21 protein-coding genes are annotated in these 23,371 nt (G+C 36.9%); 14 read left to right on the top strand and 7 right to left on the bottom strand.

The annotated features are described in order from the left end of the window. Positions 1-526 precede the first annotated feature (526 nt). The 6 genes from gyrA to dnaA form a co-directional block, all read right to left on the bottom strand. A complete protein-coding gene (gyrA, locus tag WBG45_RS00360; RefSeq protein ID WP_424411819.1) occupies positions 527-3,100 on the bottom strand; it encodes a DNA gyrase subunit A in 2,574 nt (857 codons plus the stop codon). Positions 3,101-3,125: 25 nt separating this feature from the next. Further along, entirely contained in the window at positions 3,126-5,051 is a 1,926-nt protein-coding gene (gene gyrB / locus WBG45_RS00355; protein ID WP_424411818.1) for a DNA topoisomerase (ATP-hydrolyzing) subunit B, read from the bottom strand. A 294-nt stretch (positions 5,052-5,345) separates the two neighbouring features. Then, positions 5,346-6,464, bottom strand: a complete 1,119-nt coding sequence (recF, locus tag WBG45_RS00350; RefSeq protein ID WP_424411817.1) for a DNA replication/repair protein RecF — start codon at positions 6,462-6,464, stop codon at positions 5,346-5,348. A 1-nt stretch (position 6,465) separates the two neighbouring features. Continuing rightward, a complete protein-coding gene (gene yaaA / locus WBG45_RS00345) occupies positions 6,466-6,693 on the bottom strand; it encodes a S4 domain-containing protein YaaA (RefSeq protein WP_424411816.1) in 228 nt (75 codons plus the stop codon). Positions 6,694-6,801: 108 nt separating this feature from the next. Further along, positions 6,802-7,938: a DNA polymerase III subunit beta gene (dnaN, locus tag WBG45_RS00340; RefSeq protein ID WP_424411815.1), complete on the bottom strand. Its 1,137-nt coding sequence runs from the start codon at positions 7,936-7,938 to the stop codon at positions 6,802-6,804. Positions 7,939-8,106: 168 nt separating this feature from the next. After that, positions 8,107-9,453, bottom strand: a complete 1,347-nt coding sequence (dnaA, locus tag WBG45_RS00335) for a chromosomal replication initiator protein DnaA (RefSeq protein WP_024536290.1) — start codon at positions 9,451-9,453, stop codon at positions 8,107-8,109. Positions 9,454-9,972: 519 nt separating this feature from the next. Here dnaA and rpmH point away from each other — a divergent pair. The 11 genes from rpmH to WBG45_RS00280 all read left to right on the top strand — a co-directional run bounded on the left by rpmH (position 9,973) and on the right by WBG45_RS00280 (position 20,354). Continuing rightward, the gene (rpmH, locus tag WBG45_RS00330; RefSeq protein ID WP_016428940.1) at positions 9,973-10,107 is read left to right on the top strand and encodes a 50S ribosomal protein L34; all 135 of its coding nucleotides are present in this window, start codon (positions 9,973-9,975) and stop codon (positions 10,105-10,107) included. A 230-nt stretch (positions 10,108-10,337) separates the two neighbouring features. Beyond that, on the top strand, positions 10,338-10,685 hold the full coding sequence (gene rnpA, locus WBG45_RS00325) for a ribonuclease P protein component (RefSeq protein ID WP_024536289.1): 348 nt from the start codon (positions 10,338-10,340) through the stop codon (positions 10,683-10,685). 69 nt (positions 10,686-10,754) lie between these two features. Beyond that, entirely contained in the window at positions 10,755-11,525 is a 771-nt protein-coding gene (gene yidC / locus WBG45_RS00320) for a membrane protein insertase YidC (RefSeq protein WP_024536288.1), read from the top strand. Further along, positions 11,522-12,286, top strand: coding sequence for an RNA-binding cell elongation regulator Jag/EloR (gene jag, locus WBG45_RS00315; protein WP_424411814.1), 765 nt, complete (start codon positions 11,522-11,524; stop codon positions 12,284-12,286). Before yidC ends, jag begins: the two co-directional genes overlap by 4 nt. 170 nt (positions 12,287-12,456) lie before the next feature. Beyond that, the gene (gene mnmE, locus WBG45_RS00310; protein WP_424411813.1) at positions 12,457-13,842 is read left to right on the top strand and encodes a tRNA uridine-5-carboxymethylaminomethyl(34) synthesis GTPase MnmE; all 1,386 of its coding nucleotides are present in this window, start codon (positions 12,457-12,459) and stop codon (positions 13,840-13,842) included. A gap of 124 nt (positions 13,843-13,966) precedes the next feature. Further along, positions 13,967-15,856: a tRNA uridine-5-carboxymethylaminomethyl(34) synthesis enzyme MnmG gene (mnmG, locus tag WBG45_RS00305; protein ID WP_424411812.1), complete on the top strand. Its 1,890-nt coding sequence runs from the start codon at positions 13,967-13,969 to the stop codon at positions 15,854-15,856. A 66-nt stretch (positions 15,857-15,922) separates the two neighbouring features. Continuing rightward, positions 15,923-16,636, top strand: a complete 714-nt coding sequence (rsmG, locus tag WBG45_RS00300; RefSeq protein ID WP_424411811.1) for a 16S rRNA (guanine(527)-N(7))-methyltransferase RsmG — start codon at positions 15,923-15,925, stop codon at positions 16,634-16,636. A gap of 93 nt (positions 16,637-16,729) precedes the next feature. Next, the gene (gene noc, locus WBG45_RS00295) at positions 16,730-17,593 is read left to right on the top strand and encodes a nucleoid occlusion protein (protein WP_424411810.1); all 864 of its coding nucleotides are present in this window, start codon (positions 16,730-16,732) and stop codon (positions 17,591-17,593) included. Between the two features lie 235 nt (positions 17,594-17,828). Beyond that, on the top strand, positions 17,829-18,590 hold the full coding sequence (locus WBG45_RS00290; protein WP_424411809.1) for a ParA family protein: 762 nt from the start codon (positions 17,829-17,831) through the stop codon (positions 18,588-18,590). Continuing rightward, positions 18,583-19,434, top strand: coding sequence for a ParB/RepB/Spo0J family partition protein (locus WBG45_RS00285; protein WP_424411808.1), 852 nt, complete (start codon positions 18,583-18,585; stop codon positions 19,432-19,434). Before WBG45_RS00290 ends, WBG45_RS00285 begins: the two co-directional genes overlap by 8 nt. A gap of 185 nt (positions 19,435-19,619) precedes the next feature. Then, a complete protein-coding gene (locus tag WBG45_RS00280; protein WP_424411807.1) occupies positions 19,620-20,354 on the top strand; it encodes a DUF554 domain-containing protein in 735 nt (244 codons plus the stop codon). Here WBG45_RS00280 and yyaC read toward each other — a convergent pair. Further along, a complete protein-coding gene (gene yyaC, locus WBG45_RS00275) occupies positions 20,274-20,882 on the bottom strand; it encodes a spore protease YyaC (RefSeq protein ID WP_424411806.1) in 609 nt (202 codons plus the stop codon). The two genes, WBG45_RS00280 and yyaC, sit on opposite strands and share 81 nt — an antisense overlap. 102 nt (positions 20,883-20,984) lie before the next feature. Between yyaC and WBG45_RS00270 the strand changes: the two genes are divergently transcribed. The 3 genes from WBG45_RS00270 (at position 20,985) to ychF (ending at position 23,351) form a co-directional block, all read left to right on the top strand. Further along, the gene (locus WBG45_RS00270; RefSeq protein WP_424411820.1) at positions 20,985-21,884 is read left to right on the top strand and encodes a mechanosensitive ion channel family protein; all 900 of its coding nucleotides are present in this window, start codon (positions 20,985-20,987) and stop codon (positions 21,882-21,884) included. Continuing rightward, positions 21,884-22,093, top strand: a complete 210-nt coding sequence (locus WBG45_RS00265; RefSeq protein ID WP_424411805.1) for a DUF951 domain-containing protein — start codon at positions 21,884-21,886, stop codon at positions 22,091-22,093. The genes WBG45_RS00270 and WBG45_RS00265 overlap by 1 nt, the downstream gene beginning before the upstream one ends. Before the next feature lie 157 nt (positions 22,094-22,250). Continuing rightward, positions 22,251-23,351, top strand: coding sequence for a redox-regulated ATPase YchF (gene ychF, locus WBG45_RS00260; protein WP_424411804.1), 1,101 nt, complete (start codon positions 22,251-22,253; stop codon positions 23,349-23,351). Positions 23,352-23,371: the final 20 nt, after the last annotated feature.

Here is a 23,371-nt window from a genome sequence, read left to right as displayed (position 1 = left end):
AAGAAAACGTTTATGCTTCCGGCACCGAAGTGCGTTCCGCTTGTTAGTTGACGTTTTGCTGTTCAGTTTTCAAGGTTCATTTGGTGTTTTATGTTGTCACTTGTTTTGGCGACTCACTTATAATAACAATTTCCCACACAAGTGTCAACAGTATTTCAGAGATTTATACAATTTCTTTTTGATATTTAAAGTATTTAATTTCAAGTCGAAACCCCTGTGCTACATATGGTATGAAAACAACGAAATCTCACTAAATAATCTCTACATTTAGAAACTTTCCGTTCTTCCTCATGCGGAACTTTTAATATTAATAGCGTATTTTCGACAGAGTTGATAATCGCACGTCATCCTCCCTTTCACCATTAGAGTATTCCATTCCCTGTTCTTTGCGGATGATGGTGACCACATAATCTTTAGGTAAGCTATTATTCTCTTGTGATTAGAAACAGTTTTATGTGTCCTACTTCTAATTATAGAGTAAACAAAAAGGATTAAGGCGCTTATGCACCTTAATCCTTTCCTTCTCTTATTCTTCAGATGTTTCAGGTTCAGTTGGTGGATTTTCACTTAAATCAGTGATTGATTCTTCCCCATTCACTTCAGAAGTTTCTTCTCCATTACCTACTATAGTAGTTCCTTCTTCACCATCTTCATCATATTCTTCTACATCTTCTGCTTTTTCTACTTTTGCGACAGTTGCCACGAGTTCTTCAGCGCCTAATCGAATTAAGCGAACTCCTTGTGTGCTTCGGCCTGTTACAGAAATACTGCTAACATCCATTCGAATTAACATACCGTTAATCGTAATCAACATTAAATCTTCTGACCCATCCACTGTTTTCACTGCGGATAATGGACCTGTTTTATCTGTGATTTGGCTTGTCTTAATACCAACACCACCACGAGACTGCAAACGATATTCTTCTTCAGGAGTACGTTTCCCGTACCCATTTTCTGTTACGACTAATACTTCTTGACCTGGTTCCAAGATTTCCATGCCGACAACATGATCGTCTTCACGTAAACGAATTCCTCGAACTCCAGATGCTGTTCGTCCCATTGAACGAATATCTGTTTCTTCAAAACGCACGAGCATCCCTTTACGCGTTCCAATGATGATGTGTTTTTTACCATCTGTTAATCGCACAGAAATCAATTCATCGTCTTCTCTTAAAGAGATTGAGATAAGACCATTCGCACGAATATTGGCAAAACCACTAACTGGGGTACGTTTCGTTACTCCTAAGCGTGTCGTGAAGATGAAGTACGCATCTTCTTCAAATGATGCCATTTGAATCATTGCGGTAACTTTCTCTTCTTTATCGACACCTAATAGATTTACGAGAGGTAATCCTTTAGCTGTACGACCATACTCAGGAATTTCATATCCTTTTGCACGATAAACTTTTCCGGTGTTCGTAAAGAATAAAATCGTGTCGTGTGTTGACGTGAATAATAAATGTTCTACGAAATCATTTTCATTCGTACCCATTCCTTGCACACCACGTCCGCCACGTTTTTGGCTACGGTACGTATTAACAGGCAACCGTTTGATGTAGCCATTGTGAGTTAATGTCAGTACCGAATTCTCACGTGGAATCAAGTCTTCGTCTTCCATCATTTCAGCTCCACCAGCTGTGATTTCAGTTCGACGTGTATCATTGAAACGCTCTTTAATTTCATTTAACTCTTCACGAATTATTTGAATGACTTTAAATTCATCAGCAAGAATAGCTTTTAATTCAGCAATCAGCTTTTGTAATTCTTGATACTCAGCTTCAATTTTGTCGCGTTCTAAACCTGTTAAGCGTTGTAGTCGCATATCAAGAATTGCTTGAGCTTGTCGATCAGATAAATGGAATTGTTCAATCAAACCATTTTTTGCTTCTTCACCAGTTTGCGATCTACGGATTAACGCAATAATTTCATCAATATTATCCAGAGCAATACGAAGCCCTTCTAAAATATGTGCGCGGTCTTCTGCTTTGTTTAATTCAAATTGAGTACGGCGTTTGATTACCACTTTTTGATGTTCTAAGTAATGATATAAAATCTCTTTTAATCCAAGTACTTTTGGTTGGCCATCCACTAGTGCAAGCATGTTCACACCGAAGCTAGATTGAAGAGATGTTTGTTTATAAAGGTTGTTAAGTAATACATTGGCATTTGCATCTTTACGTACTTCAATAACAATACGCATCCCATTACGGTCTGACTCATCACGAAGATCAGTAATACCATCTATCTTTTTATCACGCACTAGCTCAGCAATTTTTTCGATAAGACGAGCTTTATTCACTTGGAAAGGTAGTTCGTGAACCAAAATCACTTCTTTACCACTCGATTTTTGTTCAATTTCAACTTTTCCTCGAATGATAACAGAGCCTCTACCAGTTTCATAAGCACGACGAATCCCGCTTCTTCCTAAAATGATACCGCCTGTAGGGAAGTCTGGACCTGGAATAATTTCCATCAGTTCTTCAGTAGTTATTGATGCATTTTCAGCAAGTGCCAAAACAGCGTCAATCGTTTCTCCTAGTTGGTGAGGTGGAATGTTTGTTGCCATCCCAACCGCAATCCCTGAAGTACCGTTCACTAATAAGTTAGGGAAACGACTAGGTAGTACAACAGGTTCTTGTTCTTGACCATCATAATTGTCTTTGAAATCAATTGTATCTTTATTAATGTCTCGAAGTAATTCCATAGCGATTTTTGACATACGCGATTCGGTATAACGCATTGCTGCTGCAGCATCTCCATCTACCGATCCAAAGTTTCCGTGTCCATCAACTAGCATGTAACGGTAACTCCAGTGTTGAGCCATACGTACCATTGTGTCGTAAATTGAGCTATCACCATGCGGATGGTATTTACCCATTGCATCTCCAACAATACGTGCTGATTTCTTATGAGGCTTATCAGACGTGTTCCCCATACCTTGCATCGCATATAAAATTCTACGGTGAACAGGTTTCAATCCATCACGTACGTCTGGAAGTGCTCGTGAAACAATGACACTCATTGCATAATCAAGAAATGACGTTTTTATTTCAGTGCTGATATTAATTCCTTTTACTCCACTATTCGGAATATCTGACATACAGGCAACCTCCCTTCACTTGGCATTAAATATCTAAGTTTTTCACGTAAATTGCATTTTCTTCAATGAATAGACGACGAGGTTCTACTTCATCCCCCATTAATCGATTGAATGTATCATCAGCATCAATAGCATCTTCTAAATTCACTTGTAACAATGTGCGAACTGAAGGATCCATTGTCGTATCCCATAATTGAGTTGCATCCATTTCTCCTAAACCTTTGTAACGCTGAATACCTGGTTTCGGGTGTTTAGGAAGTCTTTCTAAAATTTCTTGAAGTTGTTTATCTGAGTAACAATATTCAACATTTTTACCTTGTTTAATTTGGAACAAAGGAGGTTGAGCAATATACACATAACCTGCTTCAATCAACGGACGCATGAAACGGAAAAAGAACGTTAAAAGTAACGTACGAATATGCGCACCATCAACATCGGCATCGGTCATAATCACTACTTTATGATAACGAGCTTTTTCAAGTGTGAATTCTTCACCGATTCCTGTTCCTAGTGCAGTAATCATGGCACGAATTTCTGTATTTCCTAAAATACGGTCCAGACGAGCTTTTTCTACGTTTAATATTTTTCCTCGAAGTGGAAGAATTGCCTGGAAGTGACGATCACGGCCAGATTTTGCAGAACCTCCAGCCGAGTCACCCTCAACAATGTACAATTCACTATCTGCAGGAACACGGGATGAGCAGTCCGCTAATTTACCAGGAAGACTTGATACTTCCAAAGCTGATTTACGACGTGTAAATTCACGTGCTTTTTTAGCAGCAACACGTGCGCGTGCAGCCATTAAACCTTTTTCAATAACTTGACGAGCAACTACTGGATTTTCAAGCATAAAACGCTCAAATCCTCCAGAAAATAAAGAGTTAGTAATCGTACTAACTTCTGAATTTCCTAATTTCGTTTTCGTTTGCCCTTCAAATTGTGGATCCGGATGTTTAATTGACACAATGGCAACCAAGCCTTCACGCACATCATCACCAGATAAATTAGTATCTGCGTCTTTCAGCAAGTTGTTTTTACGACCGTAATCATTGATTTCACGTGTTAACGCTGTTTTAAATCCAGATTCGTGCGTTCCACCTTCATAGGTATTAATGTTATTAGCAAACGAGAATATATTTGATGAGTAACCACTGTTATATTGCAAGGCAATCTCAATAGAAATCCCATCTTTTTCGCCTTCAATATAAATTGGATCATGTATTGGCTCTTTTGATTTATTTAAATGCTCGACATATGACTTAATACCACCTTCGTAGTAATAAGTGTTTGTACGAACTTCTTCTTCTCGTTCATCAGAAATTACGATACGTAAACCTCGGTTTAAGTAAGCTAATTCACGTAGACGGTTAGCTAAAATATCATATTCGTAAACAGTTGTTTCAGTAAATATCTCTGCATCTGCTTTAAAACGAATGGTTGAACCTGTCTTGTCCGTTTCGCCAATTACCGATAATTCTTGTGTTACGTCTCCACGTTCAAATTTGATGTAATGAAGCTTTTCATCACGATGAACATAAACTTCTGTAACTTCAGAAAGTGCGTTAACAACGGATGCACCTACACCATGAAGACCACCAGAAACTTTGTATCCGCCACCGCCAAATTTACCGCCAGCGTGCAAAACCGTCATAATAACTTCAACAGCAGGACGTCCCATTTTCTTTTCGATATCGACAGGAATACCACGGCCATTATCTTCAACTTTAATCCAATTGTCTTTTTCAATTGTGATGGCAATTTCATCACAATGACCCGCTAAAGCTTCATCAATCGCATTATCAACGATTTCCCATACAAGATGATGAAGACCTTTTGAACTCGTCGAACCAATGTACATCCCTGGACGTTTACGTACCGCTTCTAGACCTTCTAATACCTGTATTTGATCAGCATCATAAGATTTTTGCAGTTCTTTTTCTTCCATCGCCATTAAACTCACCTGCTCTTTCCTACTGTTTTCTCGCTATTATTCAGAAGGGGATTGCCCCTGGAATTAGATTAATTTTTTTCATAATGTTCTGCGGACTTAGTGGTGAAGCATACGTTAAAAAAGGAGTGACGATTAAAGACTTTACACGAGGTCTGTCTGTTAAGACTCGTGTGCGTGGATTTTGCAGCCACGCGTCCTTCTCTGTCTCTTCCTTTATCTCACGAAAATCTAAAATCGTGAGTATTTCGCTGTACTTGACGACAATTGAGTTGCCGATAACCACATACAAAAAACTCACGCTCCCTCATCCACATGTCCTTGCTTCACATTATATATTGCTGCTTGTGTAATCGTTTCGTGATTGATACCATCCACACTTGTAGTTGTAACAAATGTTTGAACTTCGCCTTGAATGGTATTTAATAAATGTGACTGTCTATAATCATCAAGTTCGGACAATACATCGTCTAATAGTAAAACAGGCGATTCACCGACTTCTTGTTTAATTAATTCAATTTCTGCAAGCTTCAGTGACAATGCTGTTGTGCGTTGCTGTCCCTGTGAGCCATATGTTTGAACATCATAGCCATTCACAAAAAATTGTAAATCATCGCGATGTGGACCTGTTAAAGTCACACCTCTCGCTAATTCTTGAGATTTACTGGCTTCTAATTTTTGACGTAAATAATCAGCCATTTGCTCGAACGTTTTATCTTGATCAAGACCGCTGACAGGATTATAGCGAACTTCTAATTTTTCAAGACCCCGGGAAATACCGAAATGAATCGGTTCTGCCCACTTTTGAAGAAGTTCCATAAATTGAAATCTTTTACGTATAACACTGACAGCTGCTTGAATATATTGATCTGTATATACATCAAACATCACATCATTTAAAGATGATTTACCTTGATGCATTTTTAATAAATGATTGCGTTGTTTTAATAATTTTTGAAAAGTTAGTAAATCGTGTAAATAAACAGGCGATATTTGCCCAATTTCCATATCCAAGAAACGTCTGCGTACTTGAGGACTGCCTTTAACTAAATGCAAATCTTCAGGTGCAAACATCACGACATTCAATTGGCCGATATAATCACTTAACCGACTTTGTTCTAAATGATTCACTTTTGCTTTTTTGCCTTTTTTTGACAAAGTTAATTCAAGCGGCAAGCGACCGTACTTTTTAAAAACATCACCTTTTATTTTACCATATTCTTCAGTCCAACGTATCAATTCTTTATCATTTGAAGTCCTGTGTGATTTTGCCATAGAAAGCACATAAATCGATTCCATAATGTTTGTTTTTCCTTGAGCATTTTCACCAATCAAGACATTAATCGTTTTTGAAAAACTTAACTCTAACGATTCATAGTTTCGATAGTTTGTTAATTCAAGACTTTCAATGAACATCTTATTGTCCGCTCGTTTGTTCCACTATACGGAATTGTCCAACTCCTGGGATGCTGACAAGATCTCCATCTCGAAGCTTACGTCCACGTCTTACCTCAACTTCGTTATTCACTAAAACTTCATTTTCTGATAAAAACCATTTCGACATTCCGCCTGAGCTGATTGCATCTGTCATTTTTAACATTTGGCCAAGTGTTACATATTCCGTTCCAATTTGAAGATTTTTCAAAGCAAATCCATCCTTCGTTTTTTAGTCTATCCCTTCATTTTACTTCATTTTCTCTAATAAGTAAAAAAGGATAGCCCAGTAGAGGGCTATCCTTCAAATAGTTGATTATTAATAAGTTCTAACCGGTAAAATTAATTGCAAAATTGCATCGTCATGAACTGATTTTAAGATGAACGGACGCATTGCACCTGTGAATTGAACCATTACATCTTGACCATCTACAGCTTTTAAAGCATCCATCATATATTTTGCACTAAAGGAAATCTTCAACTCTTCTCCTTCAATCGACGTAGCTTGAATTTCTTCTTCTACTTTCCCAACTTCAGGTGAGCTTGATGAAATTTCAACTACATTGCCTTCTAAAGAACTAAAACGAACAATGTTATTACGTTCTTCTCTAGCCAATAAAGAGGCACGGTCGATTGCTTGAAGTAAAGCTTTTCCGTTTACTGTAACGGTTGTTTTGTATTCGTTAGGAATTAAACGAGATGTATCAGGATAATTTCCTTCTAGTAAACGTGAATAGAATAATACATCAGAAGTTTTAAATAACACTTGTTGTTGTGTCATCACAATATGAACAGGTTCTGACGAGTCTCCAATAATTTTGCTTAATTCATTTAAGCTCTTTCCTGGAATAACTACGCTATATTCCCCTTCAGGCATTTGGTCTAAAGTTGTTTTACGACGAGCAAGACGGTGACTGTCTGTAGCAACACAAACTAGTTCTCCATTTTTCACTTCCCAATGAACTCCAGTTAAGACGGGACGACTTTCAGAAGTTGATACAGCAAAAACAGTTTCACGAACGATTGATTTTAATAAGTCTGCTGGAATTACAAACTGACGATCATCTTGAATTTCTGGAAGCAATGGATATTCAGAAGGATCTAGTCCAATTAAATGGAACTCTGACTTACCAGAACGAATATGCGTTTGATAGTTTTCATTAACTTCTATTTCTACATCGTTTGTTGGTAACTTACGGACGATTTCGTTAAACATACGTGCTTGGACAACAATCGTTCCTTCTTCGATTACTCGAATTACTTGTTCTCCATTTTCTTCTGCTTTTATAAATGTTTGAATCGTGATATCAGAATCACTACCAGTTAAGTGTAATCCCTCTTCTGTCACTTCAAGTTTTATTCCTGTCAAAATTGGAATTGTTGTCTTTGAACTAACTGCTTTCATTACATCATTTAATCCATCTAATAACCGATCTCTCATGATTTCAAATTTCATCAATTATACCTCGCTTATATATTTATTAATGTTTAAAAGAATAATAGATATAGTAATAGGGCCTGTGGATTTGTTGATAAGTCCACTTTTTTGAACACTATCAATCTATCCACATGTTGATAACCTGTCTATAAACTAAGCTGACTAACGTGGGGTTATCCACAGTTGTTAAGACTTGGTTAATAGACTCTTAATTTGTTTTAGGTCTTGTTGAAGAGCTTGATCCTCTTTTAATAGAGTAGAAATTTTTTCATGAGCATGGATAACCGTCGTATGATCACGGCCTCCAAATTCCTCTCCAATCTTAGGTAGAGAGAAACTTGTCAACTCTCGAGATAGATACATGGCAATTTGTCTTGGAAAAGCGATAGATTTCGTTCGTTTCTTTGCTGTAAAATCCTCTAAACGTATATGGAAGTGCTCTCCGACCGTTTTTTGAATATCTAAAATTGTAATTTTACGAGGTTTAGCATTCGGCATAATATCTTTTAATGCTTCTGCAGCTAAATCAGCATTCATATCCTTATTTACTAGAGAAGAATAGGCTACTACACGGATTAATGCCCCTTCTAACTCACGGATATTGGAATCTATTTGGTTGGCAATGTACATCATTACTTCATTAGGAATATCTAGGCCATCAGCTTTCGCTTTTTTCCTTAATATCGCAATACGCGTTTCTAGATCTGGTGGAGTAATGTCTGTGATTAGACCCCATTCAAATCGAGAACGTAAACGATCTTCTAAAGTAGGAATTTCTTTTGGTGGTCTATCACTAGAGATAACAATTTGTTTAGATTCCTCGTGCAAGGTATTAAATGTATGGAAAAATTCCTCTTGTGTTTGTTCTTTCCCAGCTAAAAATTGAATATCATCTATTAATAGAACATCTACGCTGCGGTATTTATTGCGAAAATCAACCGTTTTATTATCTCGAATTGAGTTAATAAATTCATTCGTAAATTTTTCTGAAGATAAATAAACTACTTTAGCATTTGGGTTATGTTCTTGTACATAATGGCCAATCGCATGCATTAAATGGGTTTTCCCCAAACCGACGCCACCATAAATAAACAGTGGATTATAGGCTTTTGCTGGTGCTTCAGCCACTGCAAGAGATGCTGCATGAGCGAAACGGTTCCCCGATCCAATAACAAATGTATCAAATGTGTATTTTGAATTTAACATACCAGGAGAAAACTCAGGTTGCTCGTGGTCTTTCATAGGAAGAATAGGTTTAGGAAGTGAAAAATCTTCTATATTTTGATCTTTCGGAACGACAAATCGAATAGATAAGCCTTCACCAGTTAATTCCGTTAAAATACCTGCAATTAAGTGAACATAATGTGTATCCAACCAATCGCGTGCAAATGAGTTTGGAGCAGCGATCGTCACAGTATCACCTTGATATGTCAGCATTTTTGTGGATTTGAGCCACGTTTCAAAGCTAGGTTTCGAGATTTTCTTCTCTACTTGAGCAAGAACACTCGACCATAGTTCTTCTAAATGTTCCAAAAACGTACCTCCTTTTTCAAAATATTTTTTATCGACAATCTTACACATCTATATGTATAGTCATACACAAAACCACAAGCTGTGGATAAAGGTTAATAAGAGTCTTGGGATAAGCTATCCACAGATTATCAACAGTTGTGGATAACATTGAATAGTCGTTTTGGTTTTTGAAGAGTAAAACACAAATATCGTATCAAAAAAAATGAGAAATTACAAGCGTTCTTGATGGTTATCCACAAAATGCATATTCATGCACAGCCCTGTTGTCCACAGCCAGTGAGTTTGTGAAAAACCTGTAGATAACGGTTGTGGATAGAAAAAATAGCTGAAAATGTTTATCCACAGGGCGTTGTCGAATAAGAATGAAGTTTGTGGACAACTATAAACCATGTGGAGAAACACTGAAGGACAAGCATATTTCGAATTGCTATTGACATTTAGGGCAGAAATTATATATAATATCCAAGACTGTCTGTAGTAGATAAATCGACTTTCAATTTTTCAGGAGGTGTCACATAAATGAAACGCACATACCAACCAAATAAACGTAAACATAGTAAAGTACACGGGTTCCGCTCACGTATGAGTTCAAAAAACGGCCGTCGCGTATTAGCAGCACGTCGTCGTAAAGGAAGAAAAGTATTATCAGCTTAAGTCCACTGATCCGCATCAGTGGTCTTTTTTTTCTTTTCCTATAAGAAACAACTGATCAGGTGGAGAAAATCGTTTTCGAAGAAAGTGATTAACATCGACGCAGGCGAATGCCGAGGAAGATGTGAAATCGCAGCTTTACTATAAGGGTGATTAACATCGACACTGGGCGCGAGTCGAAGCAGGTGTTTAATCTTTCTTTAAAGAATGCGTAAAGGTGAAGCAGGTGAATCATGAATAAACGTCAACGAGTAAAGAAAAATGCAGAGTTTCAAAAAATATTTAAGCGTGGTAAATCCTTTGCGAATCGACAATTTGTTTTATACTTTTTACCAGTAGAAGGACAAGAGGAGTTTCGCATCGGCCTATCCGTTAGTAAAAAAGTCGGAAATGCAGTCGTCCGCAATCGAATTAAACGCTATATTAGACAATCTTTCTTGGAACTGAAAGATGAAATCAACCCAAAGATGGATTATGTCATTATCGCCAGAAATCAGGCGGCCAGTTTAGATTTTCATGAATCAAAGAAAAGTTTGCAGCATGTACTTAAAGTTGCCAAAATGATTCAAAAGGTAAAGTAAAAAAAGACAAGAAATTTTAGATGTATGTATATATAGAAGAAATGGAATGTCGTTTTAGGGGGAAGAAGGGTGAATAAACGCTTAGCTTTAGTCCTCACGCTTGTTTCTGTCACTCTATTACTGAGTGGATGTACAGAATATAACCAACCAATTTATGAGGACAGTAAAGGATTTTGGAATGAATTCATTGTTTGGCCTCTTGTTGCATTAATAACTATGTTTAAAGAATTACTTGGAACATATGGTTTAGGAATTGTTTTTGTAACAATTATTATCCGATTAGCAATTCTTCCATTAATGATTAAACAAACAAAGAGTGCAAAAAAAATGCAAGAAATTCAACCTGATCTTGCTAAACTCAAGCAAAAATACAGTTCAAAAGATGCGGCAACTCAACAGAAGTATCAACAAGAAATGATGGCGATGTTTAAAGAGAGAGGCGTGAATCCAGCAGCAGGTTGTTTACCTGTAGTTATTCAAATGCCAATCTTAATTGGTTTCTACCACGCGATTAGTCGCATGAATTCAACGCCAGAAATTAACTTAGGTAGTTTCTTATGGTTCCCACTTGCAGAACCAAGTATTATACTTGCGATTTTAGCTGGGATTATGCAGTTCTTAGTACTACGTACAGGACCAGCAATGGATAACCCTCAAATGAAAATCATGATGTATTTCATGCCATTCATGATTGTAGGATTTGGTATTTTCTTACCTTCTGCATTAACACTTTACTGGGTAATCGGAAATATTATTTCATTAATTCAAAACATGGTTATTTACAAACCATGGGAAAAACGCACACTTCAACCTGCTAAAACTGGAGGGGCTAAAAGGTGAATCAGATTACGCAAACGGGTACAACAACTGAAAAAGCGATATCTACAGCATTAGTTAAACTTGGGACAACAATTGAACAAGTCACCGTAAATGTTTTAACTGAAGGCAAAAAAGGATTTTTAGGATTTGGCTCTAGACTTGCAGAAGTGCAAGTCACGGTAAAAAATGAAAAACCTGACGAACAAGTGGATGAAGTCGTATTGGCTGAACCTGAATCTGCACCTGAACCTACAGAAGAACAAGTAGAAGAAGTAGTAGCTCTTCCTCAACAAGAATCAATTGTTTTAGAAAACAACGAGTCCACTCGAGGACTTGCTGTCGAAGAGACGAAAACATATCTGAAACAAGTTGCGACAGATATGAAAATTGATGATTTAACTATTCACACAGTGCAAGACGGGAAATACGTCACACTGCGTCTTGAAAGTAAAAAAGCAGCGGTTCTGATTGGAAAAAGAGGTCAGACGCTAAATGCACTACAACAATTGTCTCAGTTAGTAGCAAATAAATACTCCAACCAATTCTTGATGATTCAACTCGATGTTGAAAATTACCGCGAGCGTCGTCAAGAATCATTGGAACAATTAGCTGAACGCATGGCTGATAAAGCAATTCGGACGGGTAAAAAAGTAGAGTTTGAACCAATGCCTTCTTATGAAAGAAAAGTGATACATCATGCATTATCTCGTCGTTTAGATATTGAAACTGTATCAGTTGGAACAGACCCTAATCGTTATCTCGTTATCGAACCTTTGAAGTAATTAACAACGGACCTTACGTCATTAGACGAAAAGGTCCGTTTTCTTGTGGCGATAACTGACGTTTCCTGCTTTCGATTTTAGTGATTTTATGCTATTGTTATACGTTAGAGAATCATGACCGTTTTTAGTTATCCACATGTGGATAAAGAAGGAAAAGGAGGTGGACGATCATGGAATTCGATACTATTGCTGCGATATCCACACCTATGGGTGAAGGAGCTATTGCGATTGTCCGATTAAGTGGATCAGATGCAATTTCAATAGCTGATCAAATTTTTCGTTCACCAGGTGCAAAAGCATTAAGCACTCAACTTACGCACACAATCCATTATGGACATTTAATAGAGCCTAATACAGGCGATGTAGTAGAAGAAGTCATGTTGTCTTTAATGAAAGGTCCAAAAACCTTTACAAGAGAAGACGTTGTTGAAATAAATTGTCATGGAGGCATCGTTACAGTCAATCAAGTGCTGCAACTTGTATTGAGACACGGTGCACGACTTGCCGAGCCAGGAGAGTTTACAAAACGAGCATTCTTAAATGGACGTATCGATTTGTCTCAAGCAGAGGCTGTTATGGATTTAATTCGAGCGAAGACGGATCGAGCTATGAATGTAGCACTCGGACAAATGGATGGAAAATTATCACGATTGATAGCAACACTGCGCCAAGCATTGCTAGAAACTTTAGCGCAAGTGGAAGTAAACATAGATTACCCTGAGTACGATGATGTTGAAGAAATGACCCTGCCGATGATCATTGAAAAATCAACGTGGGTTCAAAATGAAATCGAACGATTACTACAAACATCCGTGCAAGGGAAAATTTTAAGAGAAGGTTTGTCTACTGTCATTATTGGACGACCAAATGTAGGTAAATCATCTCTGTTGAATAGCTTAGTACAAGAAAATAAAGCGATTGTAACGGAAGTTGCCGGAACAACACGCGATATTATCGAAGAATATGTAAATGTTCGAGGTGTACCACTGAAACTTGTCGATACAGCGGGTATTCGTGAAACCGAAGACATAGTAGAACGTATCGGTGTAGAGCGCTCTAGACAAGTGCTAAAACAAGCTGACTTGATTCTTTTGGTACTAAACCATTCGGATGAGCTAACAATTGAAGACGAGCGTTTATTTGAAGCAATTCATGGGATGGATTTTATCGTCGTTATTAATAAAACTGATTTAGACAAGAAAATTGATACGCAACGCGTTCAAGAACTAGCAGGTAACCGAAAGATTGTTACGACTTCCTTATTGCAAGAAGAAGGAGTAGATCAATTAGAAGAAGCGATAGCCTCTTTATTCTTTGAAGGATCTTTAGATAGTGGTGACTTAACTTATGTATCAAATGCCCGTCATATTGCGTTGTTACATCAAGCGAAACATACAATTGAAGATGCGATCAATGCAGCACACGCTGCCGTGCCAATCGATATGATTCAAATTGATGTCACTCGAACATGGGAAATTTTAGGTGAAATAACAGGTGATACAGTTGAAGAAAGTCTAATCGATCAACTATTTTCACAATTTTGCTTAGGGAAATAAAAGGAACGATGCGAAAACTTGTTTCGCAGGAGAGTTTGAAGCTAGACCGTAAGAAAAGAAAATTAAAGAGCGCTAAAATGGTGCTTGCAAATATAAATAGGATAAACGAAAGGAATGAACGAAAATGCAGAATTTTGAAGCGGGCTCGTTCGATGTAATTGTTATTGGAGCAGGGCATGCCGGTGCTGAAGCAGCATTAGCTGCAGCAGGAATGGGTGCAAAAACTCTAGTTCTAACAATAAATTTAGATATGATTGCATTTATGCCGTGTAATCCATCCATCGGAGGCCCAGCCAAAGGAATTGTCGTCCGTGAAATTGACGCTTTAGGTGGCGCAATGGGGAAAGTAATAGATAAAACACATATTCAAATGAGAATGTTAAATACAGGTAAAGGACCAGCTGTACGTGCCTTACGTGCACAAGCAGACAAAGTCTTATATCAAGCAGAAATGAAACGCTTAATGGAAGAACAAGATAATTTGTCTATTCATCAAGCGATGGTAGAAGAATTAATTGTTGAAAACAATGAAATTCAAGGGGTAATTACACAAGTTGGTGCAATCTATCGCGCGAAAACAGTCATTGTTACGACAGGAACATTTTTAAGAGGAGAAATTATTATCGGAAACTTGAAATATTCAAGTGGCCCTAATAACCAACAACCTTCATTAAAATTAGCAGACAATATTAGAGATTTAGGTTTTGATTTAGTTCGATTTAAAACAGGAACGCCTCCACGCGTAAATAGTAAAACGATTGATTACAGCAAAACAGAAATTCAACCAGGAGACGATGTCCCAAGAGCATTTAGCTATGAGACTTCTGAATTTATCACGGATCAATTACCTTGTTGGTTAACATATACCAACGAACGTACACATCAAGTAATTGATGAAAATTTACATTTATCACCAATGTATTCAGGGATGATTAAAGGTACGGGTCCACGTTACTGTCCGTCTATTGAAGATAAAGTCGTACGGTTTAATGATAAACCACGTCACCAAATTTTCTTAGAGCCAGAAGGTCGTAATACACGTGAAGTATACGTTCAAGGTCTTTCTACAAGCTTACCTGAACATGTGCAACGTAAATTGCTTGAAAGCATTCCAGGTTTAGAAAAAGCTGAAATGATGCGTGCTGGATATGCGATTGAATACGATGCAATGGTACCTACTCAATTATGGCCAACATTAGAAACGAAAAAAATTCAAAATTTATATACAGCTGGTCAAATTAATGGAACATCTGGTTATGAAGAAGCGGCTGGTCAAGGGTTAATGGCTGGAATGAATGCCGCTGCTCGTGCTTTAAATAAAGAAGAAATTATATTAAGTCGTTCTGATGCATATATCGGAGTTTTAATTGATGACTTAGTTACTAAAGGAACGAACGAACCCTATCGTTTACTAACATCAAGAGCGGAATATCGTTTGTTACTACGTCATGATAATGCAGACTTAAGATTAACAAAAATAGGATTTACTGCTGGATTGATTTCTGAAGAGCGTTACGAACGTTTTGAAGCTAAAAAGAAATTAATCGAAGAAGAAATCATTAGACTACGTAAAACCATTATTAAACCGAACGAAGAAACGCAAAGCATTATTCGTTCGAAAGGCGGAACGGAGTTAAAAGATGGAATTAAAGGACAAGATTTACTAAAACGTCCTGAAATGACGTATGAAGATATTGCTATGTTATCACCATCAACTATTCAATTAACGGATGAGATGAAAGAACAAATCGAAATCCAAATTAAATATGAAGGTTATATTGAAAAATCTCTTCTACAAGTTGAAAAATTAAAAAAAATGGAAAACAAAAAAATTCCAGATCAAATTGACTACGATGCAATTTCTGGCATAGCTACTGAAGCGAAACAGAAATTGATAGAAGTTAGACCTTTATCAATTGCTCAAGCATCTCGTATATCAGGGGTAAATCCTGCTGACATTTCCATCCTATTGGTGTATATTGAACAAGGAAGAATAGCTAAAATATCCGGATAAGTATAAATGTGTCTATGTTGCGATTTTCAGCATATAGACACTCTTCATATACGGAAGGGGTCTCATATGAACGAAGAACAATTTGTTGAAGCACTCAAAGAAAAAGGGATAGATTTAAATCCTGAACAACTTCAACAATTTAATAGATATTTCGAGCTGCTTGTTGAGTGGAATGAAAAAATGAATTTAACAGCAATTACAGATCAATCATCCGTTTACTTAAAACATTTTTACGACTCAATCAGCATGGCTTTCTATGTGGATTTTTCAAAAGATCAGTCAATTTGTGATGTAGGGGCCGGAGCGGGTTTCCCAAGTATTCCATTGAAAATTTGTTTCCCTCAATTACAAGTAACAATTGTGGATTCATTGAATAAACGCATTCAGTTTCTTACTCACTTAAGCGAGGAATTGAAACTATCTAATGTTCAATTTGTTCATGCTAGAGCAGAAGAATTTGGACAAAATTCAAAGTACAGAGAACAGTATGATATGGTAACTGCACGAGCAGTAGCGAGATTAACTGTATTATCAGAACTTTGCATTCCATTAGCAAAAGTTGGAGGACAGTTTGTAGCAATGAAAGCTGCAGCTGCTCAAGACGAATTAAGCGACGCAAAAAAGGCATTATCCATTTTGGGTGCTGAAAAAATTCAGGAATATTCATTCACTTTGCCAGTTGAAAATAGTGAGCGTTCATTGTTTGTATTTAATAAAGTGAAAAGCACTCCTAAAAAGTATCCAAGAAAACCTGGAGTTCCTAATAAATCTCCATTGTAACTTTGTGTTTCACGTGGAACATTAATAAAGGATTGGCGAGATTTGTCGCGAATAAGTACAAGTAGTGAGTTTCTTAAAGGTGGTGCCTCGGGGATGAAAAGTCCTTTTTCACGTTTTTTTGGAAGTGGCGAGAAAGAAATGGCTGCTACAAAGCAAACAGCCGAACAATATGAAGAAGTTTTAAAAATCCCTTTACATCTAATTGTCCCGAATCGTTTCCAACCTCGGACAGTTTTTGATGAGTCTAAAATTGAAGAATTAGCTCGTACAATTCACACTCATGGTGTAATTCAACCTATCGTTGTGCGCAAAATGGATGACGACGATCGATATGAAATTATTGCTGGAGAACGTCGATTCCGAGCAATGACGAAATTGGAGTGGGAGTTAGTTCCTGCAATTGTACGGAATTTAAGTGATAAAGAAACTGCATCAATAGCACTTATTGAAAATCTACAACGTGAAGAGTTAACGGCAATCGAAGAAGCTTTAGCATATCAAAAGTTATTAGAACTACATGAATTAACTCAAGAAGCTTTAGCACAACGTTTAGGTAAGGGACAGTCTACAGTTGCAAATAAATTGCGACTGCTTAAACTACCGCAATTAATTCAAGATGGTATTTTAAGACGTGAGATATCTGAGCGCCATGCACGTGCGTTAATGCCGATTAAAGAAGAAGAAAAGCAAATTGAGTTATTCCATGAAATTATAGCTCAACAGTACAATGTTAAGCAGCTCGAAAAGAAAGTGGATGAATGGTTGAATCCACCAGTAGTTGAAGGAAAGAAAGAAAAACCAAAGAGAAAAACGATTAGTCGAGATGTGAGAATTGCGTTGAATACTCTTAGACAGTCATTTGCAATGGTAGCAAAAACAGGAATAAAGATGGAAACAGAAGAAGAAGAGCTTGAAGATTTCTATCAAATTACTGTGAGAATACCTAAAAAGAAATAATCATATTGCGAAGTTGTGAACTCTTGCTATGTATTTAGCAAGAGTTTTTTGATTTGTAATAATAATATAATCCTTTTTTTATAAAAATTTTGTTAGAATGAAATGATAAGAGAAAATGAACCACTCTCAATTAATAAGTCAGAACACTCTAATTATTTAGTTTGGATTACAAGATTGAAGAGGGAATGCAACCAAGTTTAAAGATAGGTATGATCAGGAGAAAGCAGGTGCAAGCGTGGGGAGAATTATTGCGATCGCCAACCAAAAAGGCGGCGTAGGTAAAACGACAACATCTGTAAGTTTAAGCGCATGTCTTGCTTACTTAGGGAAAAAAGTCTTGCTTATGGATACTGATCCACAAGGAAATGCAACAAGTGGAGTTGGTGTCAATAAAGGTGATGTACACCAATGTATTTACGACGTATTAATAGATGATATAGATATAAAAGATGTGATTTTAGAAACCAAAGTAGAAAATCTGCATGTAGTACCTGCAACAATTTCTTTAGCAGGAGCTGAAATTGAACTCGTTACCACCATATCTCGAGAAGTTCGCTTAAAACGTGCACTCCAAGAAATAAAAGAAGACTATGATTATATTATTATTGACTGCCCGCCGTCACTTGGGTTGTTAACAATTAATGCATTAACGGCTTCAGACGCTATTTTAATTCCTGTTCAATGTGAATATTATGCTTTAGAAGGATTGAGCCAGTTATTAAGCACAATTCGTTTAGTGCAAAAACACTTAAATAACCAACTTACCATTGACGGTGTGTTATTAACCATGTTTGATGCTCGAACAAACTTAGGTATTCAAGTAATTGAAGAAGTGAAAAAGTACTTCCAAGATAAAGTATATAAAACGATTATTCCTCGTAACGTACGACTAAGTGAGGCGCCAAGTCATGGTGAACCTATTATTATTTATGACCCAAAATCTCGCGGTGCAGAAGTATATCTAGAGTTGGCTAAGGAAGTGATTCGTAATGTCTAAGGGTTTAGGTAAAGGTTTAGGTAAGGGAATTAATGCGATTTTCCCTGGAGAATCAATTAATCAAATGGAAACAGTTGAAAAAATTTCTGTAAATCTTATTAAGGTTAATCCATTTCAGCCACGTAAAATTTTTGATGAAGTAGCACTAGCTGAACTATCTGAATCAATTAAAGAACACGGCGTTCTTCAACCAATCATTTTGAGAAAAAAAAGTAAATTATTTGAAATTGTAGTAGGAGAAAGACGTTTTCGAGCATCTAAAGCTGCTGGTTTAAGTGAAATTCCTGCTGTTATTCGAGGGTTTACCGATCAACAAATGATGGAAATCGCGATACTTGAGAATTTGCAACGTGAAGACTTAACACCGATTGAAGAAGCGGATGCATATCAAAACTTGATGGAAAACCTAAGTCTTACCCAAGAACAATTGGCATTCCGTTTAGGGAAGAGTCGTCCTCATATCGCCAATCATATTCGATTATTATCTTTGCCAGAAGTGGTTAGAGAGAAGATTTCTGCAAATAAGCTCTCGATGGGACATGGACGAGCATTACTTGGATTAAAACAAAAAAAATTAATCCCTACTATTTCTGATAAAGTAACGAAAGAGAACCTGAATGTTAGACAACTTGAATCACTTGTCCAACGTATGAATGAAAATGTTTCACGTGAAACATCTAAAACAGTAAATAAAGATATTTTCATAGAAGAAAAAGAATCTCAACTACGTGAAATTTTCGGTACTACAGTTTCAATTAAAAAAACTAAGAATAAAGGGAAAATCGAAATCGAATTTTTCTCAGAAGATGATTTAGAACGAATATTAGAATTATTAGAGGATTAAATTGCCTATTCCCTTGAAGAGTTTTTTCTTTAAGGGAATAGGTTCTATTTTTAAATGTAAGGCTAAGTTAAAGAACAAACGAAAAAGTACATTTGCGGCTAGCACAAATGTACGATAAACAACGATATAGTATGAATGAGTCGAATGTAGAAGTAGAAAAAACAAAGGTGAGATGAGGAAAAAAGATGGTGTTATTAGGGACATTGATTAATGCTCTTCTCATAATTGTTGGTACCATTATAGGAAGATTATTAAAAAACATTCCAGAAAATATGAAGCAAACAGTAATGTACGCGATAGGGCTTGCTGTAACTGTAATAGGGCTTCAAATGGGATTTGAAAGCGGGCAATTTTTAATTGTTATTATCAGTTTAGTATTGGGTGCGGTCATCGGTGAATGGATTGATTTAGATTTACAACTTAATCGATTTGGTCAGTGGCTTGAATCAAAAGTGGGCAAGAACAAAAAAGGAGAAAACATTAGTATTGCACAAGGATTTGTTTCTGCAACTCTGATTTTTGTTATTGGCTCAATGGCAATAATAGGTTCATTAGATAGTGGATTACGTAATGACCATGATTTACTTATTGTTAAAGGGTTAATCGATGGATTTACCTCGATTATTTTAGCTACTACTTTAGGTATAGGTGTTCTTTTATCTGCCGTACCTGTAATTCTGTATCAAGGAACAATTGCACTTTTTGCTACTCAAATTAGTCGCCTTATTCCAGAGGAAGCTCTTGCATTGTTTATTCGTGAAATGACGGCAACTGGTGGGATTATGATTGTTGCGATTGGTTTAAATATGATTGGTTTGACTAAAATAAGAGTAGCCAACTTATTGCCAGGCATTTTGGTGGTGGCTATCGTCGTTACGATTGCTTATCAATTTCATTTGGTGCCGCTGCCAAGCAAGTAGAAGTCCACGAGATAAAATTTTACCCATATCATATGGTAATTGAAGTCGTGTGTTTTGTAAGACGGTATACTCTTGATAGCCTCCAATATTTACAATTCCTTTGATTGAAAGATCTCCAATCGAAGGTAAATTCTTTTTTACTGCTTTTCCTGGGAAAAGAGGGCCTTTTTCAATAATGATATGGCCAATTTTCTCAACTTTTCCTAAGCAAGCATCAATTGCAATTACATAAGGTTTAACGGTTCTTGCTTGAAGTGTCTCTATATTTTGTTGTAAATTCAAAGCATGAAGAGGGTGCTGTAATGTCCCAATAACCTCATATGGAAATGAAGGATATTCGCTAAGCCAAGTACCCACTAAAGGGCCTAGCGCGTCTCCAGTGGAACGATCGGTGCCTATACAGCAAAAAGTGAGATTTGATTTTTCGAAAGGAATAATTTGAAGAAAAAGCGAGCTTAAGCGCCAAGCAACGCCGGAATCTTGATAGAAATATTGTTCTGGTTGTAGCTGAGATGAATATGCAAACATAGGGTAAGCTCACTCTCTTTTTTTTCATAGTATACGTATTAGAAATGGGCTTTATTCAAAAAGGTGGTAGACAAATTGAAAGACAAATTGACCGTTGAAAAAATGATTGAAAACATCAAAAGTTCACTGCTAGACGAACAATTATGGATTGACTCTGGTGTGATCATATTAAAAGTCATCTTTATTATGTTTTTGGCTGGAATCGTAGTAAAAGTAGGTAAAATTGTCATTCGCAAAGTGTTTGAAGTACGCATGAAAGCACCTTTACGTTATACAGAACGAAGACAAAACACATTGCTTAAATTACTTCAGAACGGACTTGCCTATGTAGTATATTTCGCTGCTATTTTAGCCGTTTTATCTGCTTTAACTATAAATGTAACGGGATTGCTAGCGGGTGCTGGAGTACTTGGCTTAGCAATCGGTTTTGGCGCACAAAACTTAGTTCGTGATGTTATTACTGGGTTCTTTATTATTTTTGAAGATCAATTTTCAGTAGGGGACTATGTGCGGATCGGTGCAGCTGAAGGAACCGTTGAGGAAATTGGTTTGCGTACGACTAAACTTAAAGGATTAAATGGAGAAATTCATATTTTCCCGAACGGTACGATTGTCGAAGTCGTTAACTACTCCTTAAACAATTCCATTGCCATTGTAGATGTGAGCGTAGCGTATGAAGTGGACATTCCAAAAGCAGAAGAACTTATTCGTGAGTTTTTATTGGGACTTCCGGAAAAATATGAACAGTTAGTAAAGCTTCCAGAATTACTTGGTGTTCAAAATTTAGCAGCTTCTGAAGTTGTTATGCGTATTACAGCGGAAACAATGCCTATGCAACATTTCGCGGTTGCACGTATTATTCGCCGAGATTTGAAAATTTTTATGGATGAACATGGTATCGAGATTCCATATCCGAAAATGGTGATGTATCAGAAGAAAACAGGATCCGTGGATTCAGGAATAGGTGATTCTGTAAAGAATGATGATAAGGGGAAAATATAATGGACATAAAAACCTTTGATCTTGGTGACGTTGTTGAAATGAAAAAACAACACCCTTGTGGAACAAACGAGTGGAAGATCATTCGAATGGGGGCTGATGTACGGATAAAGTGTGAAGGATGTCAACATAGCGTAATGATTCCTCGGAGAGAGTTTGAAAAGAAAATGAAAAAGGTAGTGAAGAAAGCAGAACTCTCTTCAGAAGAATAGACAATACCCCAACAAAAACCTATAATATATAAGTTACATGATTATAGTAGAACGTCACACGAACTCAATTATACGTTCGAAGTGAGATTATGATAAAAGTGAAAAGCTAGTGTTTATATATAGAAGAGCTAGTAATTATGAAAGGTTGGGAAACCACATGGCGTTAACAGCAGGGATTGTAGGATTACCAAATGTTGGTAAATCAACTTTATTTAATGCAATTACAAAAGCAGGGGCTGAAGCAGCAAACTACCCATTCTGTACAATCGATCCGAATGTTGGAATTGTAGAAGTGCCAGATGAGCGTCTTGATAAATTAACGGAGCTTGTTGTTCCAAAGAAAACAGTTCCAACAGCTTTTGAGTTTACTGATATTGCCGGTATTGTAAAAGGCGCTAGCAAAGGCGAAGGGCTAGGAAATAAATTCTTGGCACACATTCGTGAAGTCGATGCAATTTGCCAAGTTGTACGTTGTTTTGTTGATGAAAATGTAACGCATGTTGCCGGGAAAGTAGATCCGATTTCTGATATAGAAGTAATTAATTTAGAATTAGTTTTGGCTGACTTAGAAAGTGTTGAAAAACGCTCACAACGTGTAGGCAAAATGGCAAAACAGAAAGACAAAGATGCAATGGTGGAAGAGCCAATATTAGCAAAACTTTTGGAAGCCTTTGAACAAGGAAAACCAGCACGTTCTATAGGATTTGCAGAAGAAGAATTGCGAGTAGTTAAAGGGCTGAACTTGTTAACATCTAAACCAATGCTATATGTAGCTAACGTTGCTGAAGACGAAATCGCAAACGCTGAAGAAAATGAATACGTTCAAAAAGTTCGCGAATTCGCTACATCAGAAAATGCGCAAGTTATTGTTATTTGCGCGAAGATAGAAGAAGAAATGGCTGAACTTGATGATGAAGAGAAAGCCATGTTTATTGAAGAATTAGGTATTAAAGAAGCAGGATTAGATCAGTTAGTAAAAGCTTCATATAAATTATTGGGTCTTGCTACGTACTTTACTGCGGGTGTACAAGAAGTGCGTGCTTGGACATTCCGTAAAGGAATGAAAGCTCCTCAATGTGCTGGTGTTATCCATACTGACTTTGAACGTGGATTTATTCGCGCAGAGACAGTATCTTATGATGACTTAGTCGCTAACGGTTCTATGGCTTCAGCAAAAGAAGCAGGAAAAGTGAGATTAGAAGGTAAAGAATATATCGTGCAAGATGGAGACGTTATGTTGTTCCGCTTCAACGTATAATACAAACGGGTTAGTCGAAA

It is taken from the genome of Paenisporosarcina sp., from assembly GCF_049671445.1.
Lineage (GTDB): Bacteria > Bacillota > Bacilli > Bacillales_A > Planococcaceae > Paenisporosarcina.
The sequence above is the reverse complement of the archived record's forward strand: the minus strand, read 5'-3'. Positions and strand labels throughout refer to the sequence as shown.

Excerpts from the sequence above, each read along its gene's own strand:
- gyrA (WP_424411819.1), bottom strand. The coding sequence starts at position 3,100 with ATGTCAGATATTCCGAATAGTGGAGTAAAAGGAATTAATATCAGCACT.
- gyrB (WP_424411818.1), bottom strand. The coding sequence starts at position 5,051 with ATGGCGATGGAAGAAAAAGAACTGCAAAAATCTTATGATGCTGATCAA.
- recF (WP_424411817.1), bottom strand. The coding sequence starts at position 6,464 with ATGTTCATTGAAAGTCTTGAATTAACAAACTATCGAAACTATGAATCG.
- dnaN (WP_424411815.1), bottom strand. The coding sequence starts at position 7,938 with ATGAAATTTGAAATCATGAGAGATCGGTTATTAGATGGATTAAATGAT.
- rpmH (WP_016428940.1), top strand. The coding sequence starts at position 9,973 with ATGAAACGCACATACCAACCAAATAAACGTAAACATAGTAAAGTACAC.
- rnpA (WP_024536289.1), top strand. The coding sequence starts at position 10,338 with ATGAATAAACGTCAACGAGTAAAGAAAAATGCAGAGTTTCAAAAAATA.
- mnmE (WP_424411813.1), top strand. The coding sequence starts at position 12,457 with ATGGAATTCGATACTATTGCTGCGATATCCACACCTATGGGTGAAGGA.
- mnmG (WP_424411812.1), top strand. The coding sequence starts at position 13,967 with ATGCAGAATTTTGAAGCGGGCTCGTTCGATGTAATTGTTATTGGAGCA.
- rsmG (WP_424411811.1), top strand. The coding sequence starts at position 15,923 with ATGAACGAAGAACAATTTGTTGAAGCACTCAAAGAAAAAGGGATAGAT.
- noc (WP_424411810.1), top strand. The coding sequence starts at position 16,730 with ATGAAAAGTCCTTTTTCACGTTTTTTTGGAAGTGGCGAGAAAGAAATG.
- WBG45_RS00285 (WP_424411808.1), top strand. The coding sequence starts at position 18,583 with ATGTCTAAGGGTTTAGGTAAAGGTTTAGGTAAGGGAATTAATGCGATT.
- WBG45_RS00280 (WP_424411807.1), top strand. The coding sequence starts at position 19,620 with ATGGTGTTATTAGGGACATTGATTAATGCTCTTCTCATAATTGTTGGT.
- yyaC (WP_424411806.1), bottom strand. The coding sequence starts at position 20,882 with ATGTTTGCATATTCATCTCAGCTACAACCAGAACAATATTTCTATCAA.
- WBG45_RS00270 (WP_424411820.1), top strand. The coding sequence starts at position 20,985 with ATGATTGAAAACATCAAAAGTTCACTGCTAGACGAACAATTATGGATT.
- WBG45_RS00265 (WP_424411805.1), top strand. The coding sequence starts at position 21,884 with ATGGACATAAAAACCTTTGATCTTGGTGACGTTGTTGAAATGAAAAAA.
- ychF (WP_424411804.1), top strand. The coding sequence starts at position 22,251 with ATGGCGTTAACAGCAGGGATTGTAGGATTACCAAATGTTGGTAAATCA.